Raw genomic sequence first — 26,156 nt, 5'->3', positions numbered from 1 at the left:
CCATTGATAATTTTTTAACATCATCATCAACAGCAAAAATCCACACAAATTGCTTATCTATCTGTTAAAGAACTTCTCAAGTATCTCTACTTAAGTCAACTCAATCAACCAATCTCTCAATCAGTTCATCGCGTCAGGGCTGCACATTCTACAGCGTTTTTACTTTACGTCAAGCCAAAAATTTAATTAAATTTTCTAGCTCTTAAAATCATTAAGTTTTATTAACTTATTGATTTTGCTACATTTTTTATTTAGTAGCGCGTTTCAGTGGGGCGAATTATAGAGAGTTTTTTCGCGTTGTCAAAGGATTATTCAAATAAAATCTTCAAGCGTTCATTTTTTACCCATGAAGTATAAAAAAAGCGCATTTTGTCTCTTATTTGAACGAGTTTTGCTGTTTAAGTTGATATTGGCGTATACGTTCGGCAAGTAAAATGAATAAACATAAGGCATACGGCCAGACAGCCCATACACCGAGTTTTTTTAACCAAATCACATGTAACATGGCTAATAAGGCAATCAGGTAAACTAATTGATGTAACTTACGCCATCTTTGCCCCAAACGTCGCTGCCAGTTTTTAGTTGATGTTAAAGCTAACGGGATTAAGAGTAAAAAAGCACTAAAACCGACAATAATGTAGGGTCGTTTAGTCAATTCTTGCTGGAGATACGACCAATTAGCACCAAACAGCAAAAAGGTATAACTGAGCAAATGTAAAACGACATAGTAAAATGCAAATAATCCCAACATGCGACGATAATGCAGCCACACCCCAGAACCTGTCCAATATCTGAAGGGGGTCATGGCTAAGGACAATAACAATATTCTTAATGCCCATAAGCCTGTTTCATCTACGAGTTTTTTGGCAGGGTCTGCGCCCAAATTTTGCTGGTAGGCGGATAATACGAGCCAAACCGTAGGCAAACAGAGCAATAAAAAAATCAGAGGCTTGCTATAGCCAATCCATTGCTTTTGCGTCATTAAAAATACTGCCTTAAATCCATATGACGATACATGGCAGCTACTTCTTTACTGTATCCATTAAACGCTAAAGTTGGTTGCCAATTCGGATTAAATAAACTGGCAGGCAAGCGTCGCTCACGGGCTTGCGACCAGCGTGGATGGTCTACCGCAGGATTGACATTGGCATAAAATCCGTATTCCCGTGGTGCCATTATTGCCCATGTCGTTTTGGGTTGTGTGGCCGTAAAGCGAATTTTGACAATCGATTTAATACTTTTAAATCCATATTTCCACGGTACAATCAAACGTAAGGGTGCGCCATTCTGAGCAGGCAAACTGCGGCCATAAACACCAACTGCAATCAAGGTTAAAGGATTCATCGCTTCGTCTAAGCGTAAGCCTTCAACATAAGGCCAATCGAGCGCATTGGTTCGTTGATTAGGAAATTGTGTTTTGTCCACTAAGGTTGTGAACTCTATATATTTTGCCTCAGCACTGGGTTGGAAGCGTTTAATGAGGTCTGCAAGCGAAAAACCCAACCACGGTACAACCATTGACCATGCTTCTACACAACGAAAACGATAAATACGGTCTTCAAGTGCATGTGGCTTTACTATATCCTCTAGCGTAAATGTCCCTTTCTTTTGACATAAGCCTTCAACAGTCACTGTCCACGGCTCGGTTTTTAGACTACCCGCCTTTTCTGATGGGTCACTTTTGTCTAAGCCAAATTCATAAAAATTATTATAGGTACTGACTGATTCGTAGGGAGTCAATGCCTCGCCTGTACGGTTAGCTTGTAACTGTCTCTGCTGAATTTGTTGTTTGAGCCATGTCGGTACATTTGAGCGTTCGGGGGCTGCGACATAGGTACTTTCTGCCGCTTGTGCGATATAAGGGCTTAACAAAGCACTTGCGCCCACGTACCCTAAACTCTTTAGGAGTGAACGCCGCTCATGGTAAATGCTTTCTGGGGTGATTTCGCTGCTTAATGGGGCATTGGTTTGGGAATAGCGAATAATCATCTCGATGCTCCTTTGCCCCAAGCCGCTAGGATGATGAGGCTGCTTTGGGACGTAATTTGTACCATAAGGCTGTACTCGGTGCTGATAAAGCATAAACAACGGATACAGCCAACAGACCAATCGGTAAATTATAGTTAATGATGCCCATACCTAAGACGATAGGTAACATCATGGCAAACGGGACACGACTACGGTCTAATTCTTTGAAGCTATAAAACTTAAAGTTACTGACCATTAAAAAGCCTGTAAATACCGTAATCATTGCTGCCCCAATCGCTAGCTCGCGTTCACGATTAGCGAGTTGGTTGTCAAAACCCGCCCAGACCATGCTGGCAATGATTGCTGCGGCTAAAGGACTGGCCAACCCAATAAAATAACGTTTATCAACACTGCCAATCTGAACATTAAAACGTGCTAAACGAAAGGCTGCACATACGGTATAAATAAAGGCACAAATCCAACCAAACTTACCCAATGTTTGTAGACTCCAGCTGAATACTAATAAAGCGGGTGCTACACCAAACGACACGAGGTCAGATAAGGAGTCATATTGCTCCCCAAACGCACTTTGGGTATTGGTCATTCGTGCTACACGTCCATCCATGCCATCAAATAATGCTGCACAAAATATGGCTATAGCCGCAGGTTCAAAACGTCCTTGCATAGATGCAATAATGGCGTAAAACCCAGAAAATAAAGCAGCGGTGGTAAATAAGTTTGGCAGTAAGTAAATACCCTTATTTCTGACCTTTTTACCTTCTGCATTGGCTTCTTCTTCGACTACTTCAAAGGTGATGCCGTTATAGTCATCATCTTGTTCATCTGTCGGCTTATGCATACCCAAATACTCAGCATTAGAAAAATGCTGATAATAAACAGCATTTGCATTTGGTGCTATGACTTTCTTGACGATTAGACTATCAAAGGTATGGCTTTGTTACACTGACAATAAAAAATCGCTTTTACAGACATAGAATTTTTCACATATAGGTTTAGTTTGTTATGTTCAAACGCTCTATGTTCGGTACGTATATATAAAAAAAGCGTACTGTTTTGCAGTACGCTCTCTTAAACCTTGACTCATCATACTTGGTAAAATGCGATGAGTAAGTGGCTTATTAATTAGTTGCGAGTTTGGTCAACTAATTTGTTTTTGTGAATCCAAGGCATCATCGCACGTAATTGAGCACCAACTTTCTCGATGGGGTGGTCTGCATTTAAGCGACGACGTGCTGTCATTTCTGGGTAGTTTGTACGACCTTCTAAAATGAAGCGTTTTGCGTATTCACCGTTTTGGATGTTACGTAAACATTCACGCATCGCTTCGCGGGCTTGGGTGTTAATCACACGTTGGCCAGTCACGTACTCACCGTATTCAGCATTGTTAGAAATAGAGTAGTTCATGTTAGCGATACCGCCTTCATACATGAGGTCTACAATCAATTTCAATTCGTGTAAACATTCAAAATAGGCCATTTCTGGCGCATAACCTGCTTCGGTTAAAGTTTCGAAGCCCATTTTGACCAATTCAACTGCGCCACCACACAATACAGCTTGTTCACCAAACAAGTCAGTTTCGGTTTCTTCGCGGAAGTTAGTTTCAATCACGCCACCTTTGGTACCGCCGTTAGCAGCAGCATAAGATAAAGCGATTTGTTTAGAATTACCTGATTTGTCTTGATAAACAGCGATTAAGCTTGGTACACCGCCACCTTTTAAGTATTCAGAACGAACCGTGTGGCCAGGACCTTTTGGCGCAACCATAATAACGTCTAAGTCAGCACGTGGTACAACTTGGTTGTAATGGACGTTAAAGCCATGAGCAAACGCTAAAGTTGCGCCTTGCTTAATATTTGGCTCGATGTCATTACGATATACGTCTGGAATGTTTTCGTCTGGTAACAAAATCATTACAACGTCTGCGCCTTGTACCGCTTCGGCAACTTCAGCAACTTTAATGCCTGCATTAACCACTTTATTCCAGCTGGCACCGCCTTTACGCAAACCAACAGTCACGTCAACACCAGAGTCAGTTAAGTTTTGCGCATGAGCATGGCCTTGAGAACCGTAACCAACGATAGTGACCTTTTTGCCACGAATGATAGATAAATCGGCATCTTTATCGTAATAAACTTGCATGAGAATTCCTCAATAAAAACGAAGAAAGCACCGTGCTTTCTGATTGGGGTGAATAGATTCCTTCCCCTAAATTTAGGGGAGGGTCAGGGTGGGGTCTAAAATCCCCCTTCCCAACCTCCCCCTTAATAAGAGGGAGGCGTAACATTAAATACTTAATACTTTCTCGCCACGTGCAATACCCGACACGCCACTGCGTACCACTTCTAAAATCGTGGTTTCGGATAAGGCCTCAATAAAGGCATCCAGTTTGTCGGAAGTACCCGCTAATTGAATGGTATACGTTGTGGAGGTCACATCCACAATTTGGCCACGGAAAATGTCTGCGGTGCGTTTGATTTCAGCGCGGATTGCACCCGTCGCTTTGACTTTAATCAGCATCAACTCACGCTCAATGTGCTCACCTTCGCTTAAGTCGACCACTTTGACGACTTCAACCAATTTATTGAGCTGTTTGGTGACTTGCTCAATTTTGTGGTCATCGCCTGATGTAGTTAAGGTTAAACGCGACAAAGTAGCATCGTCAGTCGGGGCAACGGTTAAGGTCTCGATGTTGTAACCACGTTGACTAAACAAACCGACCAAACGTGACAATGCGCCCGCTTCGTTTTCAATTAATACAGAAATAATATGGCGCATGATTAAGTACGCTCCGTTTTCGATAACCACATATCGCGCATGGATTGGTTGGCAATCAACATCGGATACACGTGTTCGAATTGGTCAACATAAATATCCATAAATACCAAACGGTCTTTCATGGCAAAGGCTTCGCGCATTTTGCTTTCTAGTTCGTTTGCATCGGTGATTTTCATGCCAACGTGGCCATAGGCTTCGACCAATTTGACAAAATCAGGCAAAGAGTCCATATAAGAATTGGAGTGACGACCTTCGTACTGCATATCTTGCCATTGTTTCACCATCCCTAAAGAACGGTTATTTAAGTTAACAATTTTGACTGGCAAGTTATATTGCAAACAGGTTGATAACTCTTGGATATTCATTTGAATCGAGGCTTCGCCTGTAATACAAACAACGGTCTCTTCAGGAAAGGCCATGACACAACCCATTGCCGAAGGTAATCCAAAGCCCATCGTGCCCAAGCCACCTGAGTTAATCCATTGACGTGGACGGTCATATTTGTAGTACAAGGCAGCAAACATCTGGTGTTGACCCACGTCAGAGGTGACAATGGCTTTACCTTCTGTGACTTTGTACAACATTTCAACGACTTGTTGTGGCTTCATTTCACCCGGCTGCGCAGGTTCATAACGCAAGCCATGATGTGCACGCCATGCATCAATTTGTTTCCACCAAGCGGCAATTGCGTCTGGATTGGGCTTATTCACACCCATTTGTTTTAACTGCGCTAACATTTCTGCCAATACAGGCTCTACAGCCCCCACAATGGGAATATGCGCTGTGATAGTTTTAGAAATGGTTGCTGGGTCAATATCAATATGAATGACTTTGGCTTGTGGGCAGAATTTTTTCGGGTTATTGGTGATACGGTCATCAAAACGGGCACCAATCGCCAAAATTAAGTCTGCATGGTGCATGGTCATGTTGGCTTCGTAGGTGCCGTGCATGCCTAACATCCCAACGAATTGACGGTCAGAACCTGGGTATGCACCTAAGCCCATTAAGGTGTTAGTGACAGGATAGTTGAGTAACTGCGCTAATTCGGTGAGTAAGGCTGAGGCATTGCCTTGTACTACCCCACCGCCTGTGTAAATAATCGGGCGTTTGGCTTGAATTAACTCATCCACTGCCTTTTTAATCTGCCCTGCATGACCACGACTAGGAGGATTGTACGAACGCAACTTCACTTTTTCGGGATATTCGTAAGGGAATTTCTCGTTAGGTGCGGTACAGTTTTTAGGAATATCAATAACCACAGGGCCTGGACGACCAGAAGCAGCCAAATAAAAGGCTTTTTTAACCACGGCTGGAATTTCAGACGCATGGCGGATTTGAAAGCTATGCTTCACGATTGGACGCGAAATCCCCACCATATCGGTTTCTTGGAAGGCATCTTCACCAATGAGATGTGACGGTACTTGTCCCGAAATAATCACCATCGGGATAGAGTCCATATAAGCCGTTGCAATCGGCGTCACCGTATTGGTAGCACCCGGCCCAGAAGTGACTAAGACCACCCCCGTTTTGCCTGTTGAACGCGAATAACCATCGGCCATGTGACCTGCGGCTTGCTCATGACGCACTAAAATATGCTTAACACGGTCTTGCTGAAAAATTGCATCATAAATATGCAATACTGCACCACCTGGGTACCCAAAGATAAACTCCACTCCCTCATCAGCGAGGGCGCGGATAAGCATTTCACCACCAGATAAAAGTTCCACGACTATCACCCTTAAAGATTACAGACGCGAGTGTCTGTATAGATAAAACTAGGGGGGCTTTGCTTGACTCGTTTTGCATGTATTGGGGTCAATACCTAGCGTCTTAGGACGGGTTTGTCACTAATTATATTTGACGAGTGTGTATGCCTAAATTGCGTTCGGCCAACTTAAGCAGCGCGTTGCCATGATTGTGTTCAACAAGAGGGTGACTTGTTGGCCAACAATCTCGCCACTAAAAAGGGAAGCATTTTTGATGTTCACAGGGCTTCTGTCAAGTCTTAATCTAATCCATCTGTAAAAAAGACGGTCTTCTCATTGCCTAGTCTTTGTCTTGGCTCATCTTCTTTGTATTTTTTTGTCAGCATATTGATGGAATTGGCGTTTAGGCTTGTTGGCTGACTTATCAAGTGGCTCGAAAGCGGCTATAGTGTTTTGAATAGATATAGAGGCAAAACCAGTGGATCTGCTATCATCATAGCTATCTATTGAGTAGGGTCTGACGACTCATCTACAGACTCTAGCCCATTATTTTCCGTTGACATGCGTCACTTGGCTTGTAAGCACCATGTCATGCCCATATCGTTTTGCCCATGATGGGAGCAAATGGCAGATGAAAAAAACGCTAATAACAATCAGTCTTTTTACCAGTGTGATGTTTAATGCTCATGCAGGCGACCAATTTTTTAAGTGGGTAGATGAAAAAGGCGTCACTCACTACTCACAAAGCCCGCCCGATGATACTACCAAGCTAAAAACACAAACCGTCAACGTCAGTACCCGTGTGCCAAGCGACAGCGCTAATGCCATTACCAACTTAGAAAAACAACGTAGCGCGGCCAAAGCCAAATTAGATGAAGACAAAAAAGATAGCAAAGAAGGCGTGAAAAAAGTTGGCGAGAAAATGGCAGCTAATGATGCGCCCGAACAATACAAAGAACGTTGTGCTAAATTAAAACAAGATGCGTCTGCCTTATCTGATAAGGGTGGCCGCATTCGTATTCAAGATGAAAAAGGCGAAGTCCGTACACTGTCTGAAGAAGAACGAACCAGTAAATTAGACGAAACTAACCGTTCTATTAAAGCCTTCTGCGAAAAATAAGACCTACCTCTCTCCCCTGTATGCACGGATTGAGTGTCTACAGCGGAGAGTTTTCTAGATTAATCTTCAGGTGGAAACAGTTCTTGCTCAAACTTAGGCAACTGCTTTTCCATGTCTGCCCCTAAGGATAACTGCGGCTGTGAGGGGGTAAATCCTTCCTCTTGTTCACGCATTGCAATAATGTCTTTAGCGGCGCGAAAGGCGTCTATCAACGAGTGTTCTTGACGTAACGCTTCATCAAAAAAGGCACGGCCAAAATAGGTAAAATCCGCATCATCCGTACAACCAAAAGAAGCCTTAGTGGCTTCGGCTGCGGTAATAATCAGGCTGCTGCTATTTTGTAAAGCGGGAATAAACGCCCCCGAATAACACGAAGAAATGACCACGACGCGCCAACGAATATCGGCTTTATCTAATTCGTCTCGTAACCACTGTGGCGTCAAACTTTGTATTTGTAAGGGTTCATGGCTGAGTTCAAATACCCCATCAGAGCTACCGTGTGAGGTTAAAAACAAGAATAAAACATCTTCGTCTTTATTCATCTTTTTGCCAATCGCTTCTAGCGCTTTACTAATACTCGTGCGTGTGGCAATGGGTTGACTGAGTGTGGTGTCATCATCGTTGATGAGTACTAAGGAATGACCCGTTGTGGTAAACCGTGTATCAAATAGGCCTTGTATAGACTCTACTTCACGTCTAAATACGCGTTGATAAGCCGCTCCGCCTACGCCCAAGAAATACCAATCTGTTCGACCGACATTACCCTCTTGTAATTGTGCTAAAGCACGATTGAGTAATAAGGGTTGGACATAAAAGGCTGCTTCTTCGGTTATATGAGGCGGGGCTTCAGGCACAACTGTTTCCACGCTATACCATAAGCGTTGGTCTGAGAATGTCGTAAACCATGCAAATAACACACTCACGGCCAGCGTGATATTAATAAGACGTAACCACCATTGCCATGCCAGTTGACGACCAAATAAAAACATCAATGCCGCTGTTGGCCATGCAAATAAGACAGGATAAATATAGGGCACCCATAAATCAGAACCTGCGGGTAACCACCCTTTTTGACCTATCCATTGGATTGTCGTTTGTAAAGACCCCACAATAATATCGGCAGCAAGCCATAAAATGACAGGCGATAAAATAAAACGCCAAACTCCATAACGCTGTGCCATAAAAATACCCACCACTAATAATAAAAAGGGTGGGATAAGATAGGCTGCAAAACCCACAGGCTGTAATTCGCCGTTCAAGCCTTCACTGATTAAGTCAAAACTGAGACTGGTTAATAAACTGCCCAATAACAAGGTTAAAAATTGTACAGGCGTAGGATGCAAATAGTGAAAAGCACGTTTTAAGCCTAAGAGCATCATCAGCGAGGCTAAAAAATTTTGGCAAAATGAACGTAGAAAACGGCCAAAGGGCCACTGAGACATAGCAGTTAATCCAAAAAAGCTGCGCGGATAATAGCAATCCGTCGTCTGAAAAAGCAAAACTTATTTGGCGCTAATCTGTTAGCGCGGGGTCTCGTCACACAGGGGCATTGAATACAAGGGCATTTTTATTCTGGCAAGGTTAAGCCTTGAGCGATATTTATACTTTCAACACATGCAGTTTGGTATGACACAACCCCCAAACAGGGTGCAGGCAACATACGTTTTAGCGTGTTTATATTTTCTTCTAAAGCGGCCATTTCTGGGTCGATACAATTAGCTACCCACCCTGCCAAACGTAAACCATCTTTCGCAATGGCCTCTGCGGTTAAAATGGCATGATTCAGACAACCCAAACGCATGCCCACCACTAAGACCACAGGTAACTTTAATTCTTTCGGTAAAGCCGATAATAGCTCTCGGTCACTGATTGGCACACGCCATCCACCTGCCCCTTCAACTACCGCAAACTGTGGACGATGACTTAAGGTGGCGCGGGTATAACCGACTAATTGATTGATCGTTAAACGTTTATTGGCGCGTTGTGCGGCAATATGTGGTGACAAAGGCTCAGCCAAGGTCACAGGATTAATTTCTTGATAGGGCACTTTTATGCTGCTTTGCGCTTGCAAGGCTAAAGCGTCACTATTACGCAAACCGTCATCCGTCATCTCACAACCTGAAGCAATCGGTTTTATCCCTAACGTGCTTAAACCGTGTTGTTGAGCCTTAGCTAACAACGCACAGGCGATGGTGGTTTTGCCAATATGCGTATCTGTGCCTGCAATAAAATAAGTGGGCATTTAAGTCTCTACCATAAAATTTTGACGAGATAAAACCGCCATACGTCTATATTCATGTTTGCGCTCACCACCCCAACAGGTGTCATACAGGGCAAGTAATTCACTACGATTATGTACCTCATCTAGCTGTCGATTGGCATAATCACCAAAATAAACGTGATACCCATAATTAATAGCTTCAGCACAACGGTCTAACCAAAAGCGTTTACCACTATCAGTATGTAAATAATCGCTGACAATTGCACCATACTCTTGTAGTAAATAACCAAAAAATACTGCCTTGGGCAAACCATGTACTTTGTCGCCTGCACCGACTTGTCGCCATACTTCTACTTGGACAATTTGCATTGGGCTGTGCCAAAACTCTTTATGTTTTAATTCTAATTTCACATGATATAGCGTCTCACCATGTTCAATAAAACGAATAACATTACCCACTCTTAATAATGGCCATTGCCCTACTTGCAACATTTGAGGTTTTTTAGCTAAAAACTGCGTAGTACTCAGACGATTATCTTCGGGATTTTCTAAGGCAAAATCCTCTCGCTCACTAATCATTTTAGGCATAGTTATATCCCCAAACATGTAATACTTGATAACGTAACGGCAGCCCTTGCTCGTGGCGATAAAGTTCCATCGCTTGTGCTAACGTGGCAAATTGTTGGCGCGTCATTAAACCTTGTCGTCGCGTTTGCTGTAATTCATTAGCACCAATGGTTTTTAGACTTTTGAGCAACTCTTTGGTGCTATCGTAATATTGAAAAAAAGCTTGTTGTTGTTGCTTCACAATCGTAAACCCTTGTAGCTGCAACAAGTTTATCCAATATTCTGCTGTATAGAATGCATTAATATGTGGCTTATTATCCACCGCACGCCACGCTTGCTCAACTTCGCACAAGGTTCCGTGTACCGGCAAGGCCAAGGCAAACTGCCCACCTTGACGCAATATTCGCTGTAAATGACCAACAAATACACTCGGCTCAGTGAGCCATTGCAAAGCAAAATTGCTTACTACCATATCAATACTGTGATTTTGTATGGGTAAACAACTGGCATCTGCTTGTATTTTTAAAATTTTATCATTGTGCAAGTAAGGCGAAAAAAGCATATCTGGAGCAATATCTAAGGCAAAGACTTGTTCGACATTGGCTTGTTGTGCAATTTGCTGCGTTAGCCAACCTGTACCACACCCCACATCTAATACTGTTCCTGCACAATTCATCTCTGCTAATAAATAGGCTGCCGATTGGCGTTGAGCAATTGCTTGCTCGTCATAATGTTGAGCCGCCGCCGCAAAACGCTGAGCAATCCGCTCATTAAACAGCATCGTCATACCCATTACCACGCAAAAAACGGATTATCATGTCGCTTAAAGGTTCAGGGTGCGACAACAATAAAACGTGTGCTGCATCAGCCAATGAACCAAAAGTAATTTGAGAGTTAAGCGCCAATAAGGCATCAACATCTATATTTACCAATTTATCTTTTGCACCATATACCCATAACATCGGACAACGAATCTTTTCTACTAAAGGCCGATAATCTTGGGCTAAATCGGTTAAACCTTGTAAGAGCTGTAGATGATGAGGTATGGGGTGTTGCGCCAAAAGTTGTTGTAAAAAACGCATGTCTTGACGTTGTGTGTTTGAGCCTTGTGTTTGTAGCCCCATAAAACGCAATAAAGCGGTATAGGCGTTTTCTTCGGTATCTTGTTGAAACTGCTGAAAAGTTTCTATAGGCATTGCATACGGCCAATCGTTACGTGCGACAAAACAAGGGTCGGCAGCTAATGCGACAATCGCTTGTACACGTTGCGGATGCTGAGTGGCCAATTGCAAAATCACACTGACACCCAATGACCAACCTATGTACACTGCTTTAGGTGGACAATTCGCTAAAATCTCATTTAATTCATCTTCATGGCTCATTATTTGACTGTGGCCATAACCTGCTCTATCAATCACCGTAATGTTGGCAAAGGTTTGTAAATATTCAATCAATTTTTGCCATACGCCACTATGCAAACCCCAACCATGAATGAGCACAATGTCTAATGGTTTTTGTGAATAGTGGCGTACACTTAATTTAGACATCGTTTGTCCTCAACTCCGCTAAGGCATTAATCAGCGCTTGCACATCTGCCGTTTTATGAGCAGCGGTTAAGGTAATTCTTAAGCGCGACTCGCCAACAGGCACGGTCGGAGGACGAATCGCTGTCACCCAAAAACCTTTATCAGCCAAAGCCTGACTTAACTGTAAGGCGCGTTGCTCATCACCCACTAGCAACGGTTGAATCGCGGTATCGCTGGCCATTAATGACCAACCTTGTGCTAAAACCTGTTGTCTAAAAATTTGAATATGCGCTTGTAATTGTTCGCGTCGCCATGTTTCTTGAGCAATTAAACGCAAACTTTGTCGTGTGGCGGCTGCAATGGCAGGCGGTAAGGCAGTGGTATAAATATAGGGTCGGGCAAAATTGCGCAAATAATCAATCAACTCTTGGCTACCCGCGACAAATGCACCAAACGTCCCCACCGCTTTACCCAAGGTGGCCATATAAATGGGGACATCATCCACCGTACAGCCAAAATGTTCGCTTGTACCTGCACCTGTGTTACCCAACACGCCAAAACCGTGAGCATCATCAATCATTAAGGCCGCCTGTTGCTGTTGGCAACAAGCAATTAATTGAGGTAATGGAGCAAGATCACCATCCATGCTAAACACGGCATCAGTAAGCACTAATTTTTTCAGGCTGTCATTCGCTTGTAGTTTTTGCTGCAAATCGTCAACATCATTATGTTGATAACGACTAAAACGCGCACCGCTGCTTAAACCACCATCTAATAAAGAAGCATGGTTCAAACGGTCTTCAAAGACTGCATCGCCACGCCCCACTAAAGCATTTATCACCCCCAAATTAGCCATATAACCCGTTGAAAATAATAACGCTGCTGGACGTTGGCAAAAAGCGGCTAATTCTTCTTCAAGGGCTTGATGTTGGCGATGATGACCACAAACCAAATGTGCTGCACCACTACCAACACCATCTTGCTCGGCTGATTGAATAAAGGCTTTTTTAACTAAGGGATGATTGGCTAGACCTAAATAATCATTACTCGAAAAATTGAGATAGGTTTGGCCTTGATGAATTAACGTCGCACTTTGAGGAGAGTCATGGGTTTTGCATTGCCGAAAACGCTGTTGTTGATGGCGTTCGAGGAGTTTGGTGGTGAGGTTGAAGTGGGTAAGAGACATCTATCTAAACCAGTTTAAGAATTTACCCCTCCCCCTAATTTAGGGGGAGGATGGGAGGGGGTATATTTGCGACAACAAATAACCCCACCCTAACCCTCCCCTAAATTAGGAGAGGGAACATCATCACACCGCCATCGCATCTTTCCACAACGCCTTTTTGGCAACAGGCAAACTATCGGCCACGGTTGTTTCGACTTGCAAGGCATTCATACCCAATTTTTCAAACAACAAACGGTCAGCGTGAGTTTCGGGGTTACTGGTGGTTAACAGCTTTTCACCATAAAAAATCGAATTTGCGCCAGCAAAAAAACATAAAGCCTGTAATTGCTCATTCATTTTTTCACGGCCTGCCGACAAACGCACAAAAGATTTAGGCATCAAAATCCGCGCCACCGCAATGGTACGCACAAACTCAAACGGCTCTAAATCTTCTACATCACCTAGTGGTGTGCCTGCAATTTTGACCAACATATTAATTGGCACAGAATCAGGATGAGCAGGTAAATTCGCCAATTCCATTAACAAGCCAATACGGTCTTCACGTTTTTCGCCCATGCCAATAATTCCACCCGAACACACTTTAATGCCTGCGTCACGGACATTAGCCAAGGTATTTAAACGGTCGTTATAACTACGCGTGGTAATAATTTTGCCGTAATATTCAGGTGAGGTATCTAAATTGTGATTGTAATAATCCAAGCCTGCCTCACCCAAGGCTTGCGCTTGTTCGGGCGCTAACATACCCAAAGTCATACAGGTTTCTAAACCCAAACCTTTAACGCGCTTCACCATTTCCAACACATAAGGCATATCTTTATCGCGTGGACTACGCCATGCTGCGCCCATACAAAAACGGCTTGCACCTTTATCTTTGGCTGCTTGTGCTTCTTGGACCACTTTTTCGATTTCTAATAATTTTTCTTTATCTAAACCTGTATCGTAATGACCTGACTGCGAACAGTATTTACAGTCTTCAGGGCAAGCACCCGTTTTAATGGACAATAAGGTACTCACTTGCACCGCATTAGGGTCAAAATGCTGACGATGGACGGTTTGCGCTTGAAATAACAAATCATTAAAGGGTAAGTCAAACAAAGCGCGTAACTCAGCGCGATTCCAATCGTGGCGTAAAGTCGTCATTTTCGATATCATCCTAAAAATTAGCTCTATACGCCCGATACTGCCGTTTTAATGGACTATCGTCAACTTTTTAAGGATAGAAAAGTTTACATGAGATTATTTTTTAATCAATTACTGTTTCCACGTACACGATGTGTCGTGTGTCAGTATCACTTTGCCGATAAATATGGCTTTTGCCGTGGCTGTTTTTATGATTTACCACACATTAAACACAGTTGTTTACAGTGTGGTTTACCGCTTTATCCTGACAGTGCCTGTGCATGCCGTGCCGAAGATTGGCCATTTAGTCACTGTGTCAGTGCTTGCCACTATAGTTTTCCAGTCGATGCCTTAATTAGTCAATTCAAAAATCAACACCAACTCGCATTTAACGACTGTTTCAGTCATTTGTTGGTGCAACGGTTACAGCGTCTTGGCATCCCTTTACCCGAAGTGCTGATTCCCGTGCCTGCGCATGCCGAGAAGCTGCGTCAACGCGGTTTTAACCAAAGTGTAGAACTCGCTAAATCACTGGCAAAAACACTGCATTTGCCTATTGATAGCCACAGTATTGATGTGGTCGGTAAAAACTTGGCGCAGAAGAAACTCAACAAACAGCAACGTCTAGATAACATGAGTCAACATTTTACACTTAGCTCCCCACTTCATTACACACATGTCGCCCTGATAGATGATGTAATGACCACAGGCGCGACCACTAAGGCCTTAGCGTATGTATTGCGCGAACACGGCGTGCGCCAGATTCAAGTTTGGACAATTGCCCGTACACCCGATAAGCAGGGTCATTAAAGCGCATACGCTTTTCAACAAGGAAAATACCCACAGCAACAGATTTTGTGAGTACAATAGCGCGCTGATACAGGGTGCTATGCTCACCATAGGCCTGCCCGCTTCTTTTTTCGTTTTCGTGTGAGCCTATCTTATGCTAATGGCTTTTTCTCTCAACAAAGGCGCACTCGAGCAAATTGCTATCAATGCCGCCACCGATTTGGGAACAGAAGTCATTTGGGTCGATTTAATCAATCCCACCGAAGAAGAACGGGATTGGCTGCGTATTGCCTATGGTCAAGAATTACCAACCATTGACGATTTATACGAAATTGAGGCCAGCTCACGCTTTTATGAAAATGAATATGGCTTACACATTAGCTCGTATTTCTTAAATTATGCCGACAACAACCCCGAAAATATTTCTGCGGCCTTTATTTTTAATGGCGACCGTTTGTTTACCCTGCGTGAAGAAGAATTAGCTGCGTTTCGTTTGTTTCGTATGCGTGGCCGCAAAGGCCTAGTCAATATCAACAACTCTAAATCTATTTTGTTGGGTTTATTTGAAACTAAGGTTGAAAACTTAGCGGACATTTTGGAACGAGTACATGCCGACCTCGAAGAAACCAGTCGTCAGGTGTTGGGCAACGCCGAAAACGACGACATGGAATCCTTGTTGACCGATATTGCAACCCAAGAAGACATCAACGGGAAAGTACGTATTTCGATGATGGACTTACAACGGATGCTTTATTTGCTCTTACGCGCGGGCATGCTAAATGCCGAACAAAGTGAACGCTTACGCGACATTATCCGCGACTCGGAGTCCTTGATTGCCCATAGCTCCTTTTTGTTTGATAAGATTAAATTCTTACTCGACACCACATTGGGCTTTATTAACGTCAACCAAAACAAAATCATTAAAATTTTCTCGGTGGCTTCGGTGATGTTTTTACCTCCCACCATGATTGCCAGTGTGTATGGAATGAACTTTGACTTGATGCCCGAACTGAAATGGCAATTGGGTTACCCCTATGCCTTGATGCTGATGGTGATTTCTGCCGCCTTACCCTTTTGGTATTTTCGTCGTCGCGGTTGGTTATAAGCCGCTATTCGCCGAGCAATTCATCCTAAATACGTGCCTATGTTAGCAGTTTTGTGTCTATATTCAGTAATGGCATAGCCTAAAGCGCGGAAAAACGGCATAATCAGCCCGACTTTTTTGCTTGCACGGAACGTTTGCCATGCCTTCCTTATTAAAAAAACTAACGACAGTTGCCCTTGCAACTTGTGCTTTTCAGGCAACTGCCGCCGACCGCCCTATTCAGTTTCCTGATTACAACTCGGCGCTCACCATTACTGGCTTTGCCACTCAAAGTTTACATAGCACGCATACCCCTGGTTGGGGCATTGGCGGTGATGCCGTATATTCGCGTGATTTTTTTAACCAAGGGGGTGGCTTTGTCTACTTTCCCGAAGGGACAGATGACCCCATCTTTAATGTCTATATTGGCTCTGGCTACAAACGCTATGCCCAACTGCAATATGGCTTTGGGACAGAAGGTGAGTTGTATCGTTTTCGCAGTGAAAATGACCTAGCCTATTTATGGGTTTTAGCACGTCACCTGATGAAACTCGATTTAAGCCTACCCACGCGTTATGAAAACTATCCCAATAACCGTTGGGTAGTCTTATTTTCAGCCGAAAAATACGACAATCGCCATTATTTAGATAATGTCTCTGTTGGTTTAGGTTTACGTTATTAAAGACCTCTGCTGTCGTGAAAACGTCATCTATTGCCGTCATACTGACGGCAATTTTTTGGACGTTTATTGGCCATGTCAAACGCTCTCCCTGAACTGTCTCAGCTCGAACAACTTATCAGTCGTTACCCTAACTGGGTGCGCGCTAGTCCATTGGCTCACATTTCGGTAGCTCGCCAGAGCCTAGCCATTTGGCGTTTAGAATTAGGTAATCCCGCTCCTCATTTACCCGTCTTGGGCTTATTTGCGGGCGTGCATGGGATGGAGAAAATTGGTAGCCAAGTATTATTAGCATGGTTAGAAAGTTTGCTCATCCGTTGTCAATGGGATGATAGCTTACTGCAATTATTAGATAATGTACGGCTGGTTTGTATTCCTTTATTGAACGTCGGCGGTTTGTATTTACAACAGCGCGCTAACCCTAATGGCGTCGATTTGATGCGTAATGCGCCTGTTAATGCACAAGGGTTTACCGCATGGCCTTTAGGTGGACAACGTCTCTCTAAGCATTTGCCTTGGTATAGAGGTAATCCTTCGCAACTGGAAATTGAATCTCAACTTCTGATAAATACCGTACAACAGCAGTTATTGCCACATCCTTTTGCCTTAGCGATGGATTGCCACTCGGGTTTTGGTTTACGCGACCGCATTTGGTTTCCGTATGCAGCACATAAACGTCCTCCGTATCATTTAGCCGAAGCCGTTGCACTACGCGAAATTTTTAATAAAACCTACCCTAATCACGATTTCTACTTAATGGAGCCACAATCCTTAAACTACACCACGCATGGTGATTTATGGGATTATTTGTACGACCAACAACGTAGCCAATACCCTGCTCACGTCTTTTTACCTTTTACCTTAGAAATGGGGTCATGGTTATGGGTGAAGAAAAATCCGCGTCAACTTTTTTCATGGTTTGGTCATTTTAATCCCATTTTACCGCATCGTTTAACACGGGTATTAAGACGGCATTTAACCTTGTTTGACTTTTTACTGCGTGCCACCGCATCGTATCAACGCTGGTTACCCGATAGCACCCAACGAGAACCGTATCAACAAGCAGGCCTCATGCGTTGGTATCAATCCAACTAAGTGCGACACCTTGCGTCTTTTATGCGCTGATATTCTCTCCCACTATCAGGCATACACTCATGTACAATAGCTGCTTGCTCTACAGACAGATGATGACAAGAGATGCCACGCCTGTATTTGCACGTTGCTTTGCCCGTGCCGCTTCGTAAAACCTTTGATTACAGCCTACCCGCCAGCTTTACTCAGCAACCTGCGGTAGGGTCACGGGTATTAGTGCCTTTTGGACAGCGGGAGATGGTGGGTATTGTGTTATCGGTCAGTGAGGAAACTGACTCCCCACCAGAGAAAATTAAAGCCGCACGGCAATTATTAGATGAGCATGCCCTATTTCCAAGCTATATGATGCAATTACTCACGTGGGCAGCACAGTATTATCAACATCCGATTGGCGATGTATTTAGCAGTGCCTTGCCAACCTTACTGCGTCAAGGAGAAGCCCTTTACGACAATTTAAGTCATTGGCGCTTAACACCCGCCGCCGAAGGCTTAAGCGCCACACAGGTCAGTCGCTCCTCTAAACAGCAACACGCATGGAAAGCCTTGGAAATGCACCATCATCACGGGATTAGTGAAGATTTTTTGCTCCATTTAGGCATTCGCCGCGATACCCTATTGGCACTGCGGAAAAAAGGTTGGGCAGAAGAATTTGGCCAGTTACAACGAAAAATCGAGAAACCCAGTTTACATTATGCCGAATCGCCTTTAGTCGCCAATCCCCACCAACAACAAGCCATTAACGCCATTAGCCAACATTTGGGCGCATTTAAGGTTTTTTTGTTAGACGGTGTAACTGGCAGTGGTAAAACCGAAGTCTATTTACAAACGATTGCCAGTTGTCTTGCCAATCACCAACAAGCCCTGATTTTAGTCCCTGAAATTGGCCTGACCCCGCAAACCGTTGCACGTTTTCGTGCGCGTTTTGCCGTGGATATTGTCATGCTGCATTCAGGTTTAACCGAGCGTGAACGCCTACGTGCATGGCGACGGGCGTACTTAGGACAAGCCGCTATTGTCATTGGTACACGCTCAACCGTCTTTACCCCGATGCCGAATTTAGGCTTAGTGATTGTAGACGAAGAACACGATTTATCGTTTAAGCAACAAGATGGATTCCGTTACCATGCCCGTGATTTGGCCATTCTACGCGCGCAATTTAGCCATTGCCCTGTGGTGCTTGGTTCGGCCACACCCAGTTTAGAAAGCATTGCCAACGCCAAAACGGGACGTTACCAGCTATTAGCACTACAACAACGTGCCATCAGTCACCAAGAAACCCCCGTTAAACTGATTGATTTACGGGGGCAAAAACTCAAAGACGGTCTAAGCCCTGCCCTACAAGAGGCCATTCAACAACGACTCCACGCCAAAGAACAGGTACTTATTTTTTTGAACAGGCGCGGTTTTGCCCCTGTGTTGATGTGCCACGACTGCGGTTGGCAAGCCAAATGTCCACGTTGTGACGCGCGCACCACCCTACACCGTCAGCCTTTACGTTTACATTGTCATCATTGCGGATTTAGTCAACTGCCTCCCAAACACTGCCCCGATTGTCACAAAGAACAACTGTTTGCCGTCGGTGCAGGCACAGTACGGATTGAAGAAGCCTTACAACAATTATTTCCTCATACGCCTATCCATCGTATCGACCGCGACAGCACCCGCCGTAAAGATAGCTGGCACGAATTATATCAAGCCATAGACAGTGACAAAGCAGCGATTTTAGTCGGTACACAAATGTTAGCCAAAGGGCATCATTTTCCGAATGTCACCTTAGTCGCACTGTTAGAAGCCGATAGTGGTTTATTTGGTGCTGACTTTCGAGCCAGCGAGCGGGTGGCACAATTGATTACTCAAGTTGCAGGTCGAGCTGGCCGCGCTCACAAAGCGGGCTTGGTATTATTACAAACCCATCAACCTGAACACCCACTTTTACAACAACTCTTACAAACGGGCTATCAAGGTTTTGTAGACTTAGCCTTAGCCGAGCGGCAAGCACTCGCTCTCCCGCCATATGGCTATTTAGCCTTACTTCGTGCCGAAGCTAACTATCCAGAAACCGCACTGGAGTTTTTGAGTAGTGCGGTGAGTTGTGGCATGAACTTGCCCGACTGCCCAGAATTTTGGGGGCCAATTCCTGCACCTTTAGCCAAAAAAGCGGGTATCTTTCGTGCACATTTACTGATTAAAAGCCCACAGCGACCCGTATTGCAGCGTTTTTTGAGTATTTGGCTAGGCAAAATCGCTGAATTACCCGATATTAAACGCGTACGCTGGTCTATAGATGTTGACCCCCAAGAGCTGAGTTAAGAAATCCCTACAAGTTGTCCAACAATTTTATTAACATTAGCGAAAATTTCGGTAGAATCGACAACTTGTTTTTAATTACCCCGTTTAGCCTGCTATGAAAAATCAGCTCCAAGCCTTATTAGACTCCGCGCTACAGCAATTACAGCAACAACAAGTCATCCCCATTGATTGGGTGAACAAAAGCACCTTAGAACGTACCCGCGATAATAGTCACGGCGACTGGGCGAGTAATTTGGCCATGGTAGCCGCCAAAGCAGCAGGCTTAAAACCACGCGACCTAGCACAAAAAATTGTTGATGCGCTCCCACACAATACAATCATTAGTAAAATTGAGATTGCAGGGCCAGGTTTTATCAATTTTTATTTACCAGCCCAAGCTGAGTTTGCCGTATTAAATACTATTCTTGAGCAACAACACCAATTCGGTCGCAGCCAATACGGTCAACAACAAAAAATACAAGTAGAATTTGTCTCGGCAAATCCCACGTCTTCACTACACGTGGGTCATGGTCGTGGCGCAGCTTATGGCATGACCGTTGCCAACTTATTGGAAGCCATTGGTTATCAGGTTGAACGTGAATACTATGTGAACGATGCTGGTCGTCAGATGGCTATTTTAGCCACCAGTACCTTCTTGCGTTATTTGCAGCTTAATGGCGCAGAATTTAAGTTTCCTTCCAATGGTTACAAAGGCGACTATATTTTTGATATTGCCAAAACAGTCATTTCAGCACATGGCACACAATGGCAACATGATATTAACGCCATTTTTATGGACGTTCCTGCCGATGAAGTCAAAAATGACGCTGGCGAGGTTATCAGTGGGGATAAAGAAGCCCATATTGATGGCTTAATTGATAACAGCCGTCGCGTGTTAGGGGCAGAAGGCTATAACGTGTTTTTCCGTGCTGCCTTAGATAGCATTTTAGATGATATTAAAGACGATTTAGCAGGCTTTGGCGTTAGCTACGACCAATGGTTCTCCGAAAAGACCTTAGCGGATGATGGCTCAATTGATAAAGTCGTTAAACGCTTACAAGATAATGGTTTTATTTATGAGAAAGGTGGCGCGTTATGGTTTAAATCCACCGACTTTGGTGATGAAAAAGACCGTGTTGTTGTCCGTGATAATGGTCAAGCCACCTACTTTGCTTCTGACATTGCCTATCACTTAAACAAATACGAACGTGGTTTAGACAAAATCGTCAATATTTGGGGTGCAGACCACCACGGCTATATTACACGGGTTAAAGCGGCGATTACGGCTTTAGGTTTAGATGCCAATAAATTAGACGTATTGTTAGTACAGTTTGTCACCTTATGGCGCGGCAGTGAACAAGTACAAATGTCCTCGCGTTCGGGACAATTTATTACGCTACGCGAACTGCGTGACGAAGTGGGTAATGATGCGGCTCGTTTTTATTATATTACCCGTAAGAGCGAACAACATATTGATTTTGATTTAGATTTAGCTAAATCACAAAGTAAAGATAACCCTGTGTATTATATTCAATATGCACATGCGCGTATTTGCCGTGTGTTTGATAAACTGCAAGAAAAAGGTCTACGTTTTAGTATTGCCGAGGGGCAAGAGGCTTTATCTGCACTGAGTTTAGAAGTCGAACGGGACTTAGTAAAAAAACTCGCCGCTTACCCTGAGGTATTACAACAAGCCGCCGTAGCGTATGAGCCGCACCATGTTTCAAACTACTTAAAAGATTTAGCCAGTCAGTTTCATGGCTGGTATAACGACCACATGGTGTTACATGATGACGCGCAAATTCGTCAAGCGCGGTTGTTCTTAAGTTTGGCCGTTAAACAAGTGTTGGCCAATGGTTTACAACTTTTAGGCGTTTCTGCACCCGAAAAAATGTAAACGCCAAGCCAACCTTTGTTGTGTTGTTAGACTATTCGCACGAGCAACAGGATAAGGCTTTGTATAATGAGCTTGTAATTTGTGGGGGACAATTTCCCCCTAACAGCGATGAGGCATATTGTGTTTAAGTACGGCAAAAAGAAACCCCAAGGCGCAACACGCAACATAGCTAAAAGCGTCACGCCCTCGACACCCTCGACACAAGGATTATTACCGAGCTGGTTGCTGGTCGGGTTTGGGGTGGCTGTAGGTTTGTTTGGGGCATTTGTTTTGTATTTATGGCAACCTTGGAAACCCGTACAAAAACCTGCACCTGTGGCCATGCCAGAAACGACTACCTCCGCCGCTAACGCCACCCCTACAGGTGAGCCACGTTTTGACTTTTATACCTTATTACCCAGTCAAAAAGTCTCGACACCCGAATCGGCATTGCCTAAAGAGTCCGACACCCCCACTGCTAAAACGTCCACCAATCAGCCCTCTAAGCCCGTCATGGAGACTCAAAAAACGCCAATAGAGAATGCAAAAAGTGCTGAAAAACCAACATCTCTTGATGCTGACAACAAAAAGTCTGTCACCGCTAACACTGAACGTAGTCACAAAACTGAAAAAACCGAAAAAACTAAGGCCGAAGATAAACAAAAAGAAAAAGCTAAAGCCGAAAAACTAGCACAAGATAAAACCAATAAAGACAAAGAAGCTAAAGCGACTGCCCAAAAAACGCAAGAAAACCAAGCGAAAGAGGCAGAAAATAAAGATAAAACCCGTTACAACCTACAAGCAGGCTCTTTCAAAAACTCTGCCGAAGCCGACCGTCGTCGTGCCGAAATTATGATGTCTGGTTTACCCGTCAAAGTACAAAAAGTCACGGTCAAACCCGGTGAAGACTGGTATCGTGTCGTGGTAGGCCCGTTTAATGGCAAAGAGAAAGCCGTCGCCGCGAGTGGCACTTTACGCGGCGAAGGCATTGATAATTTAATGGTCAAGGCTAAGTAAATATCACCTCATTCACAAGAGTAATCAAAACTCTCAACTCTCTCCCTATATCGCGATTTTTACTTGCAGCGCATCTTATTTATTCATACTATCCATCGAATATAAGCGTATAAAACTTCTTATACGATATAAATAATACGAGTATCACGATGGATTGGTTGTTTGCTGATGGGGTTGCCCCGTTTAGCCTTGCCCTAATGCTGATGTTTGGCTTAGGCATTATCGAAATTATTAGCTTAGTCTTAGGTTTTAGTTTTTCTACACATCATGGTTTGCCTGACCTACATCACCCCGATGTTCATGTGGATTTAGATGCTAGTCATAGTGTCTTAGGCTGGTTGCAAATTGGCCGCGCTCCCCTACTTATCTTGTTGATTTTATTCCTCTTAGGCTTTGGCCTGAGTGGTGTTATTTTGCAACATTTTGCCGCTCAATTTTTGGGTGGCTTTAGTCATGCAGGAGTAATTGCTGTACCAAGCACTATCATTGGACTCTATCACATGAATATTGGTGGACGTTTAGTGCATAAATATCTGCCTAAAGACGAAACGCAATCCATTTCTAAAAATAGCTTTATTGGTCAAACAGTGACCATTACCACAGGTCATGCTCAATTGGGGCAGCCTGCCGAAGCTAAATTTCAAGATCAATTTGGGCAAATGCATTATGTCATGGTTGAACCTGACGAGGCCGACTACAGCTTTAACGAAGGCTCAACCGCGTTAATTATTCGCCAAGATGGCGAAATTTATCGCGTTGTCCCCAATATTGATTATTTACTTGCTAAAACACGGAGCCAACAATAAATGAATCTGGGAAATTTAATTAGTTATTTAATTATCTGTGGCGTTATTTTATTTGCGCTAATTATTATCGGGGTGATTATTGCTCGCCTCTATAAACGCTCGACCAAAGAACAAAGTTTTGTGCGTACAGGTTTTGGTGGTCAAGCGGTGATTATGAATGGCGGTGCATTAGTGTTACCTGTACTGCATGAAATTATTTGGGTGAACATGAATACATTACGTTTGGAAGTCAAACGTGAAAAACAAGAATCGTTAATTACCAAAGATAAAATGCGCGTCGATGTGGGTGTCGAATTTTATGTGCGTGTTAACCCTACCGAAGAAGCCATTGCCGCAGCCGCTCAAACCTTGGGCGCAAGAACACTTAATGCCAATGAATTACGCACATTAATTGAAGGTAAATTTGTCGCTGCCTTACGTGCGTGTGCGGCACAAATGGATATGGCCGAAATGCACGAACATCGTTCTCGTTTTGTGCAAAGCGTGCAATCCATTGTGGTTGAAGACTTAGCTAAAAACGGTTTGGAACTAGAAAGCTCCTCCCTCACCCACTTTAACCAAACCAAAGTGGAATACTTTGACCCACAAAATGCGTTTGATGCCGAAGGTTTAACTCGTTTAACCGAACAAACCGAAAATCGTCGTAAAGAACGTAATAACATTGAACAAGAAACGGCTGTGTCTATTGCGACTAAAAACCTAGAAGCTAATCGTCAACAGCTTGAAATTGAACAACAAAACGAATTTGCTAAACTTGCCCAAGAACGGGAAATTGAAACCCGTAAAGCACAACAAGCGGCTGAAATTGCAGCACAACAAGCCGACAGACAACGTGAATCACAACAAGCACAAATTGCTGCCAAACAACAAACAGATACTTCGCGTATTGCCGCTGAACGAACCATTAAAGAGCAAGAAGTTGAAGCCGAACGCAAAGTCACCATTGCCAAAATCGAAAAAGATAAAGCTATTCAAATTGCTCAACAAGCGACCAACATTGAGATTGCAGGCAAAAGCCGTGATGAATCAGTAGCCAAAGCCGAAGCTGACCAAGCACGTGCAGAAGCGGTTAAAGCGGAAGAATCTGTTGTTACCTCTCGTCAATTAGCCGTTGCTGAACGGGAAAAGTCTATTCAATTGGTCGAAGCACGCAAAAAAGCCGAACAAGATGCGATTGGTATTACTGTGGCAGCTGAAGCTGACCGTGATGCAGCTAAAGCCAAAGCTGAATCGTTACAAACGCAGGCCACTGCTGAAGCAGAAGCTGATAGGATTCGTGCCGAAGGTATTCGCGCGAAATATGCTGCTGAAGCGGATGGTAAACGCATGATTAACGAAGCTGACAATACTTTATCGCCTGAGTTAATTGCGATGCAAGTTAAAATGTTGTTAATTAAAGAATTACCCAAAATTATTGAGCAATCGGTTAAGCCTTTGGAGCAAATTGATGGCATTAAGATTATTCAAATTGAAGGCATTAATGGGGCAAATGGTGGAAGTTCAACAATTAACGGCGAAAGTACACCTGTTAGCAATGGCAATTTAAGCGAACAAGTGGTTGCTAGTGCCTTACGTTATCGTGCTCAAGCACCACTGATTGACCAGTTAATGCAGGAAGTTGGCTTGTCGGGAGGTAGTCCTCAAGGATTGGTTAATGGCTTGTTGAATCAGGTCGAATCTAAAACAGAATAAGTGATTACTGTATTTGGCTTCGACTCACTTCGGCTGCGCTCAATGACCACCGCTCAACCAGCGAAAAGCGTTCCCTGAGCGTAGTCGAAGGGTTCTTATATGTTGATTTCGACTTCGCTCAATCAACCTATCTGCGCCGCCACCACGACAATCTCAACTTTCCATTCAGGATTTGCCAAAGCCGTTTGCACACAAGCACGCGGTGGTGCAAATCCTTGATTTAACCACGCATCCCACACCTTATTCATGCCTGCATAATCGGCCATATCACTTAAATAAATAGTCACTGTTAACAAATTATCTTTACTACTTCCTGCTTGCGCCAATAACCCATCAATCATCGCTAATACTTCGGCGGTTTGCCCTTCTATATCTTGAGTGACGTCATTCGGCACTTGGCCTGCCAAATAAACCACCCCCTGACAAATGGCTGCTTCGCTATAGCGAGTCGCTACGTGTAATCGTTGAATCGTCATATGCACTAACACCTTGATTTTATACTATTTTTGGACGAGATAATTGTATAAATCATTACCAGACTATGCCTATTATGTTAAGCATTATGCTGTTAGTCATCGTCCTCAAAAGTTCCAATAAATCGCATCTCTAAACATTGAAATTTC

At 43.7% G+C, this 26,156-nt stretch carries 24 protein-coding genes; 10 read left to right on the top strand and 14 right to left on the bottom strand.

Annotated elements, in window-relative coordinates:
• Window positions 1-376: 376 nt before the first annotated feature.
• The 6 genes from C8N29_RS13120 to C8N29_RS13095 form a co-directional block, all read right to left on the bottom strand.
• Window positions 377-982, bottom strand: a complete 606-nt coding sequence (locus C8N29_RS13120) for a protein-methionine-sulfoxide reductase heme-binding subunit MsrQ (protein WP_107866525.1) — start codon at window positions 980-982, stop codon at window positions 377-379.
• Complete coding sequence (gene msrP, locus C8N29_RS13115) at window positions 982-1,989, bottom strand: protein-methionine-sulfoxide reductase catalytic subunit MsrP (RefSeq protein ID WP_107866524.1); 1,008 nt, start codon at window positions 1,987-1,989, stop codon at window positions 982-984. Before msrP ends, C8N29_RS13120 begins: the two co-directional genes overlap by 1 nt.
• A 25-nt stretch (window positions 1,990-2,014) precedes the next feature.
• Window positions 2,015-2,827 (bottom strand): CDP-diacylglycerol--serine O-phosphatidyltransferase, encoded by an 813-nt coding sequence (pssA, locus tag C8N29_RS13110; RefSeq protein ID WP_107866523.1) that lies wholly within the window; start codon window positions 2,825-2,827, stop codon window positions 2,015-2,017.
• 284 nt (window positions 2,828-3,111) lie between these two features.
• The gene (ilvC, locus tag C8N29_RS13105; RefSeq protein WP_107866522.1) at window positions 3,112-4,128 is read right to left on the bottom strand and encodes a ketol-acid reductoisomerase; all 1,017 of its coding nucleotides are present in this window, start codon (window positions 4,126-4,128) and stop codon (window positions 3,112-3,114) included.
• 144 nt (window positions 4,129-4,272) lie between these two features.
• Window positions 4,273-4,764, bottom strand: coding sequence for an acetolactate synthase small subunit (gene ilvN, locus C8N29_RS13100; protein WP_107866521.1), 492 nt, complete (start codon window positions 4,762-4,764; stop codon window positions 4,273-4,275).
• A 2-nt stretch (window positions 4,765-4,766) separates the two neighbouring features.
• Window positions 4,767-6,491: an acetolactate synthase 3 large subunit gene (locus C8N29_RS13095; protein ID WP_107866520.1), complete on the bottom strand. Its 1,725-nt coding sequence runs from the start codon at window positions 6,489-6,491 to the stop codon at window positions 4,767-4,769.
• A gap of 610 nt (window positions 6,492-7,101) precedes the next feature.
• On the opposite strand from C8N29_RS13095, the gene C8N29_RS13090 reads away from it, so the two are divergent.
• Window positions 7,102-7,590 carry a DUF4124 domain-containing protein gene (locus tag C8N29_RS13090; RefSeq protein ID WP_170106989.1) on the top strand — a complete coding sequence of 163 codons (489 nt, stop codon included), beginning with the start codon at window positions 7,102-7,104 and terminating at the stop codon, window positions 7,588-7,590.
• Between the two features lie 59 nt (window positions 7,591-7,649).
• On the opposite strand, the gene C8N29_RS13085 is transcribed toward C8N29_RS13090, so the two are convergent.
• The 7 genes from C8N29_RS13085 to bioB all read right to left on the bottom strand — a co-directional run bounded on the left by C8N29_RS13085 (window position 7,650) and on the right by bioB (window position 14,230).
• Window positions 7,650-9,032, bottom strand: a complete 1,383-nt coding sequence (locus C8N29_RS13085; protein WP_107866518.1) for a C13 family peptidase — start codon at window positions 9,030-9,032, stop codon at window positions 7,650-7,652.
• A 125-nt stretch (window positions 9,033-9,157) separates the two neighbouring features.
• Complete coding sequence (gene bioD, locus C8N29_RS13080) at window positions 9,158-9,832, bottom strand: dethiobiotin synthase (RefSeq protein WP_107866517.1); 675 nt, start codon at window positions 9,830-9,832, stop codon at window positions 9,158-9,160.
• Window positions 9,833-10,399 (bottom strand): hypothetical protein, encoded by a 567-nt coding sequence (locus tag C8N29_RS13075; RefSeq protein ID WP_107866516.1) that lies wholly within the window; start codon window positions 10,397-10,399, stop codon window positions 9,833-9,835.
• Window positions 10,392-11,165 carry a malonyl-ACP O-methyltransferase BioC gene (bioC, locus tag C8N29_RS13070; protein WP_170106988.1) on the bottom strand — a complete coding sequence of 258 codons (774 nt, stop codon included), beginning with the start codon at window positions 11,163-11,165 and terminating at the stop codon, window positions 10,392-10,394. Before bioC ends, C8N29_RS13075 begins: the two co-directional genes overlap by 8 nt.
• The gene (locus C8N29_RS13065) at window positions 11,149-11,925 is read right to left on the bottom strand and encodes an alpha/beta fold hydrolase (protein WP_107866514.1); all 777 of its coding nucleotides are present in this window, start codon (window positions 11,923-11,925) and stop codon (window positions 11,149-11,151) included. The genes bioC and C8N29_RS13065 overlap by 17 nt, the downstream gene beginning before the upstream one ends.
• Window positions 11,918-13,090, bottom strand: coding sequence for an 8-amino-7-oxononanoate synthase (gene bioF / locus C8N29_RS13060; RefSeq protein WP_107866513.1), 1,173 nt, complete (start codon window positions 13,088-13,090; stop codon window positions 11,918-11,920). The genes C8N29_RS13065 and bioF overlap by 8 nt, the downstream gene beginning before the upstream one ends.
• Window positions 13,091-13,213: 123 nt before the next feature.
• Window positions 13,214-14,230, bottom strand: coding sequence for a biotin synthase BioB (gene bioB, locus C8N29_RS13055; protein ID WP_107866512.1), 1,017 nt, complete (start codon window positions 14,228-14,230; stop codon window positions 13,214-13,216).
• 90 nt (window positions 14,231-14,320) lie between these two features.
• Here bioB and C8N29_RS13050 point away from each other — a divergent pair, with 90 nt between their 5' ends.
• From C8N29_RS13050 to C8N29_RS13010, 9 genes are all read left to right on the top strand, one after another.
• Complete coding sequence (locus tag C8N29_RS13050) at window positions 14,321-15,019, top strand: ComF family protein (protein ID WP_107866511.1); 699 nt, start codon at window positions 14,321-14,323, stop codon at window positions 15,017-15,019.
• A 133-nt stretch (window positions 15,020-15,152) separates the two neighbouring features.
• Window positions 15,153-16,103: a magnesium/cobalt transporter CorA gene (corA, locus tag C8N29_RS13045; protein WP_107866510.1), complete on the top strand. Its 951-nt coding sequence runs from the start codon at window positions 15,153-15,155 to the stop codon at window positions 16,101-16,103.
• 139 nt (window positions 16,104-16,242) lie between these two features.
• Entirely contained in the window at window positions 16,243-16,764 is a 522-nt protein-coding gene (locus tag C8N29_RS13040) for a hypothetical protein (protein WP_107866509.1), read from the top strand.
• 72 nt (window positions 16,765-16,836) lie between these two features.
• Entirely contained in the window at window positions 16,837-17,856 is a 1,020-nt protein-coding gene (locus C8N29_RS13035) for a M14 family zinc carboxypeptidase (RefSeq protein ID WP_107866508.1), read from the top strand.
• Window positions 17,857-17,958: 102 nt separating this feature from the next.
• The gene (locus tag C8N29_RS13030; protein WP_107866507.1) at window positions 17,959-20,163 is read left to right on the top strand and encodes a primosomal protein N'; all 2,205 of its coding nucleotides are present in this window, start codon (window positions 17,959-17,961) and stop codon (window positions 20,161-20,163) included.
• A 94-nt stretch (window positions 20,164-20,257) separates the two neighbouring features.
• Window positions 20,258-22,039, top strand: coding sequence for an arginine--tRNA ligase (argS, locus tag C8N29_RS13025; RefSeq protein WP_107866506.1), 1,782 nt, complete (start codon window positions 20,258-20,260; stop codon window positions 22,037-22,039).
• Between the two features lie 120 nt (window positions 22,040-22,159).
• Entirely contained in the window at window positions 22,160-23,035 is an 876-nt protein-coding gene (locus C8N29_RS13020) for an SPOR domain-containing protein (RefSeq protein ID WP_170106987.1), read from the top strand.
• 149 nt (window positions 23,036-23,184) lie between these two features.
• Entirely contained in the window at window positions 23,185-23,841 is a 657-nt protein-coding gene (locus C8N29_RS13015) for an OB-fold-containig protein (RefSeq protein ID WP_107866504.1), read from the top strand.
• Window positions 23,842-25,533, top strand: a complete 1,692-nt coding sequence (locus C8N29_RS13010) for a flotillin family protein (RefSeq protein WP_107866503.1) — start codon at window positions 23,842-23,844, stop codon at window positions 25,531-25,533.
• A 122-nt stretch (window positions 25,534-25,655) separates the two neighbouring features.
• Here the strand turns inward: C8N29_RS13010 and C8N29_RS13005 are convergent, their stop codons facing one another.
• Window positions 25,656-26,009 carry a RidA family protein gene (locus C8N29_RS13005; RefSeq protein ID WP_107866502.1) on the bottom strand — a complete coding sequence of 118 codons (354 nt, stop codon included), beginning with the start codon at window positions 26,007-26,009 and terminating at the stop codon, window positions 25,656-25,658.
• Window positions 26,010-26,156: the final 147 nt, after the last annotated feature.

Origin of the sequence: Agitococcus lubricus (assembly GCF_003051055.1) — a bacterium.
Classification (GTDB): Bacteria; Pseudomonadota; Gammaproteobacteria; order Pseudomonadales; family Moraxellaceae; genus Agitococcus; species Agitococcus lubricus.
This window is presented reverse-complemented; position numbering and strand designations above follow the sequence as displayed.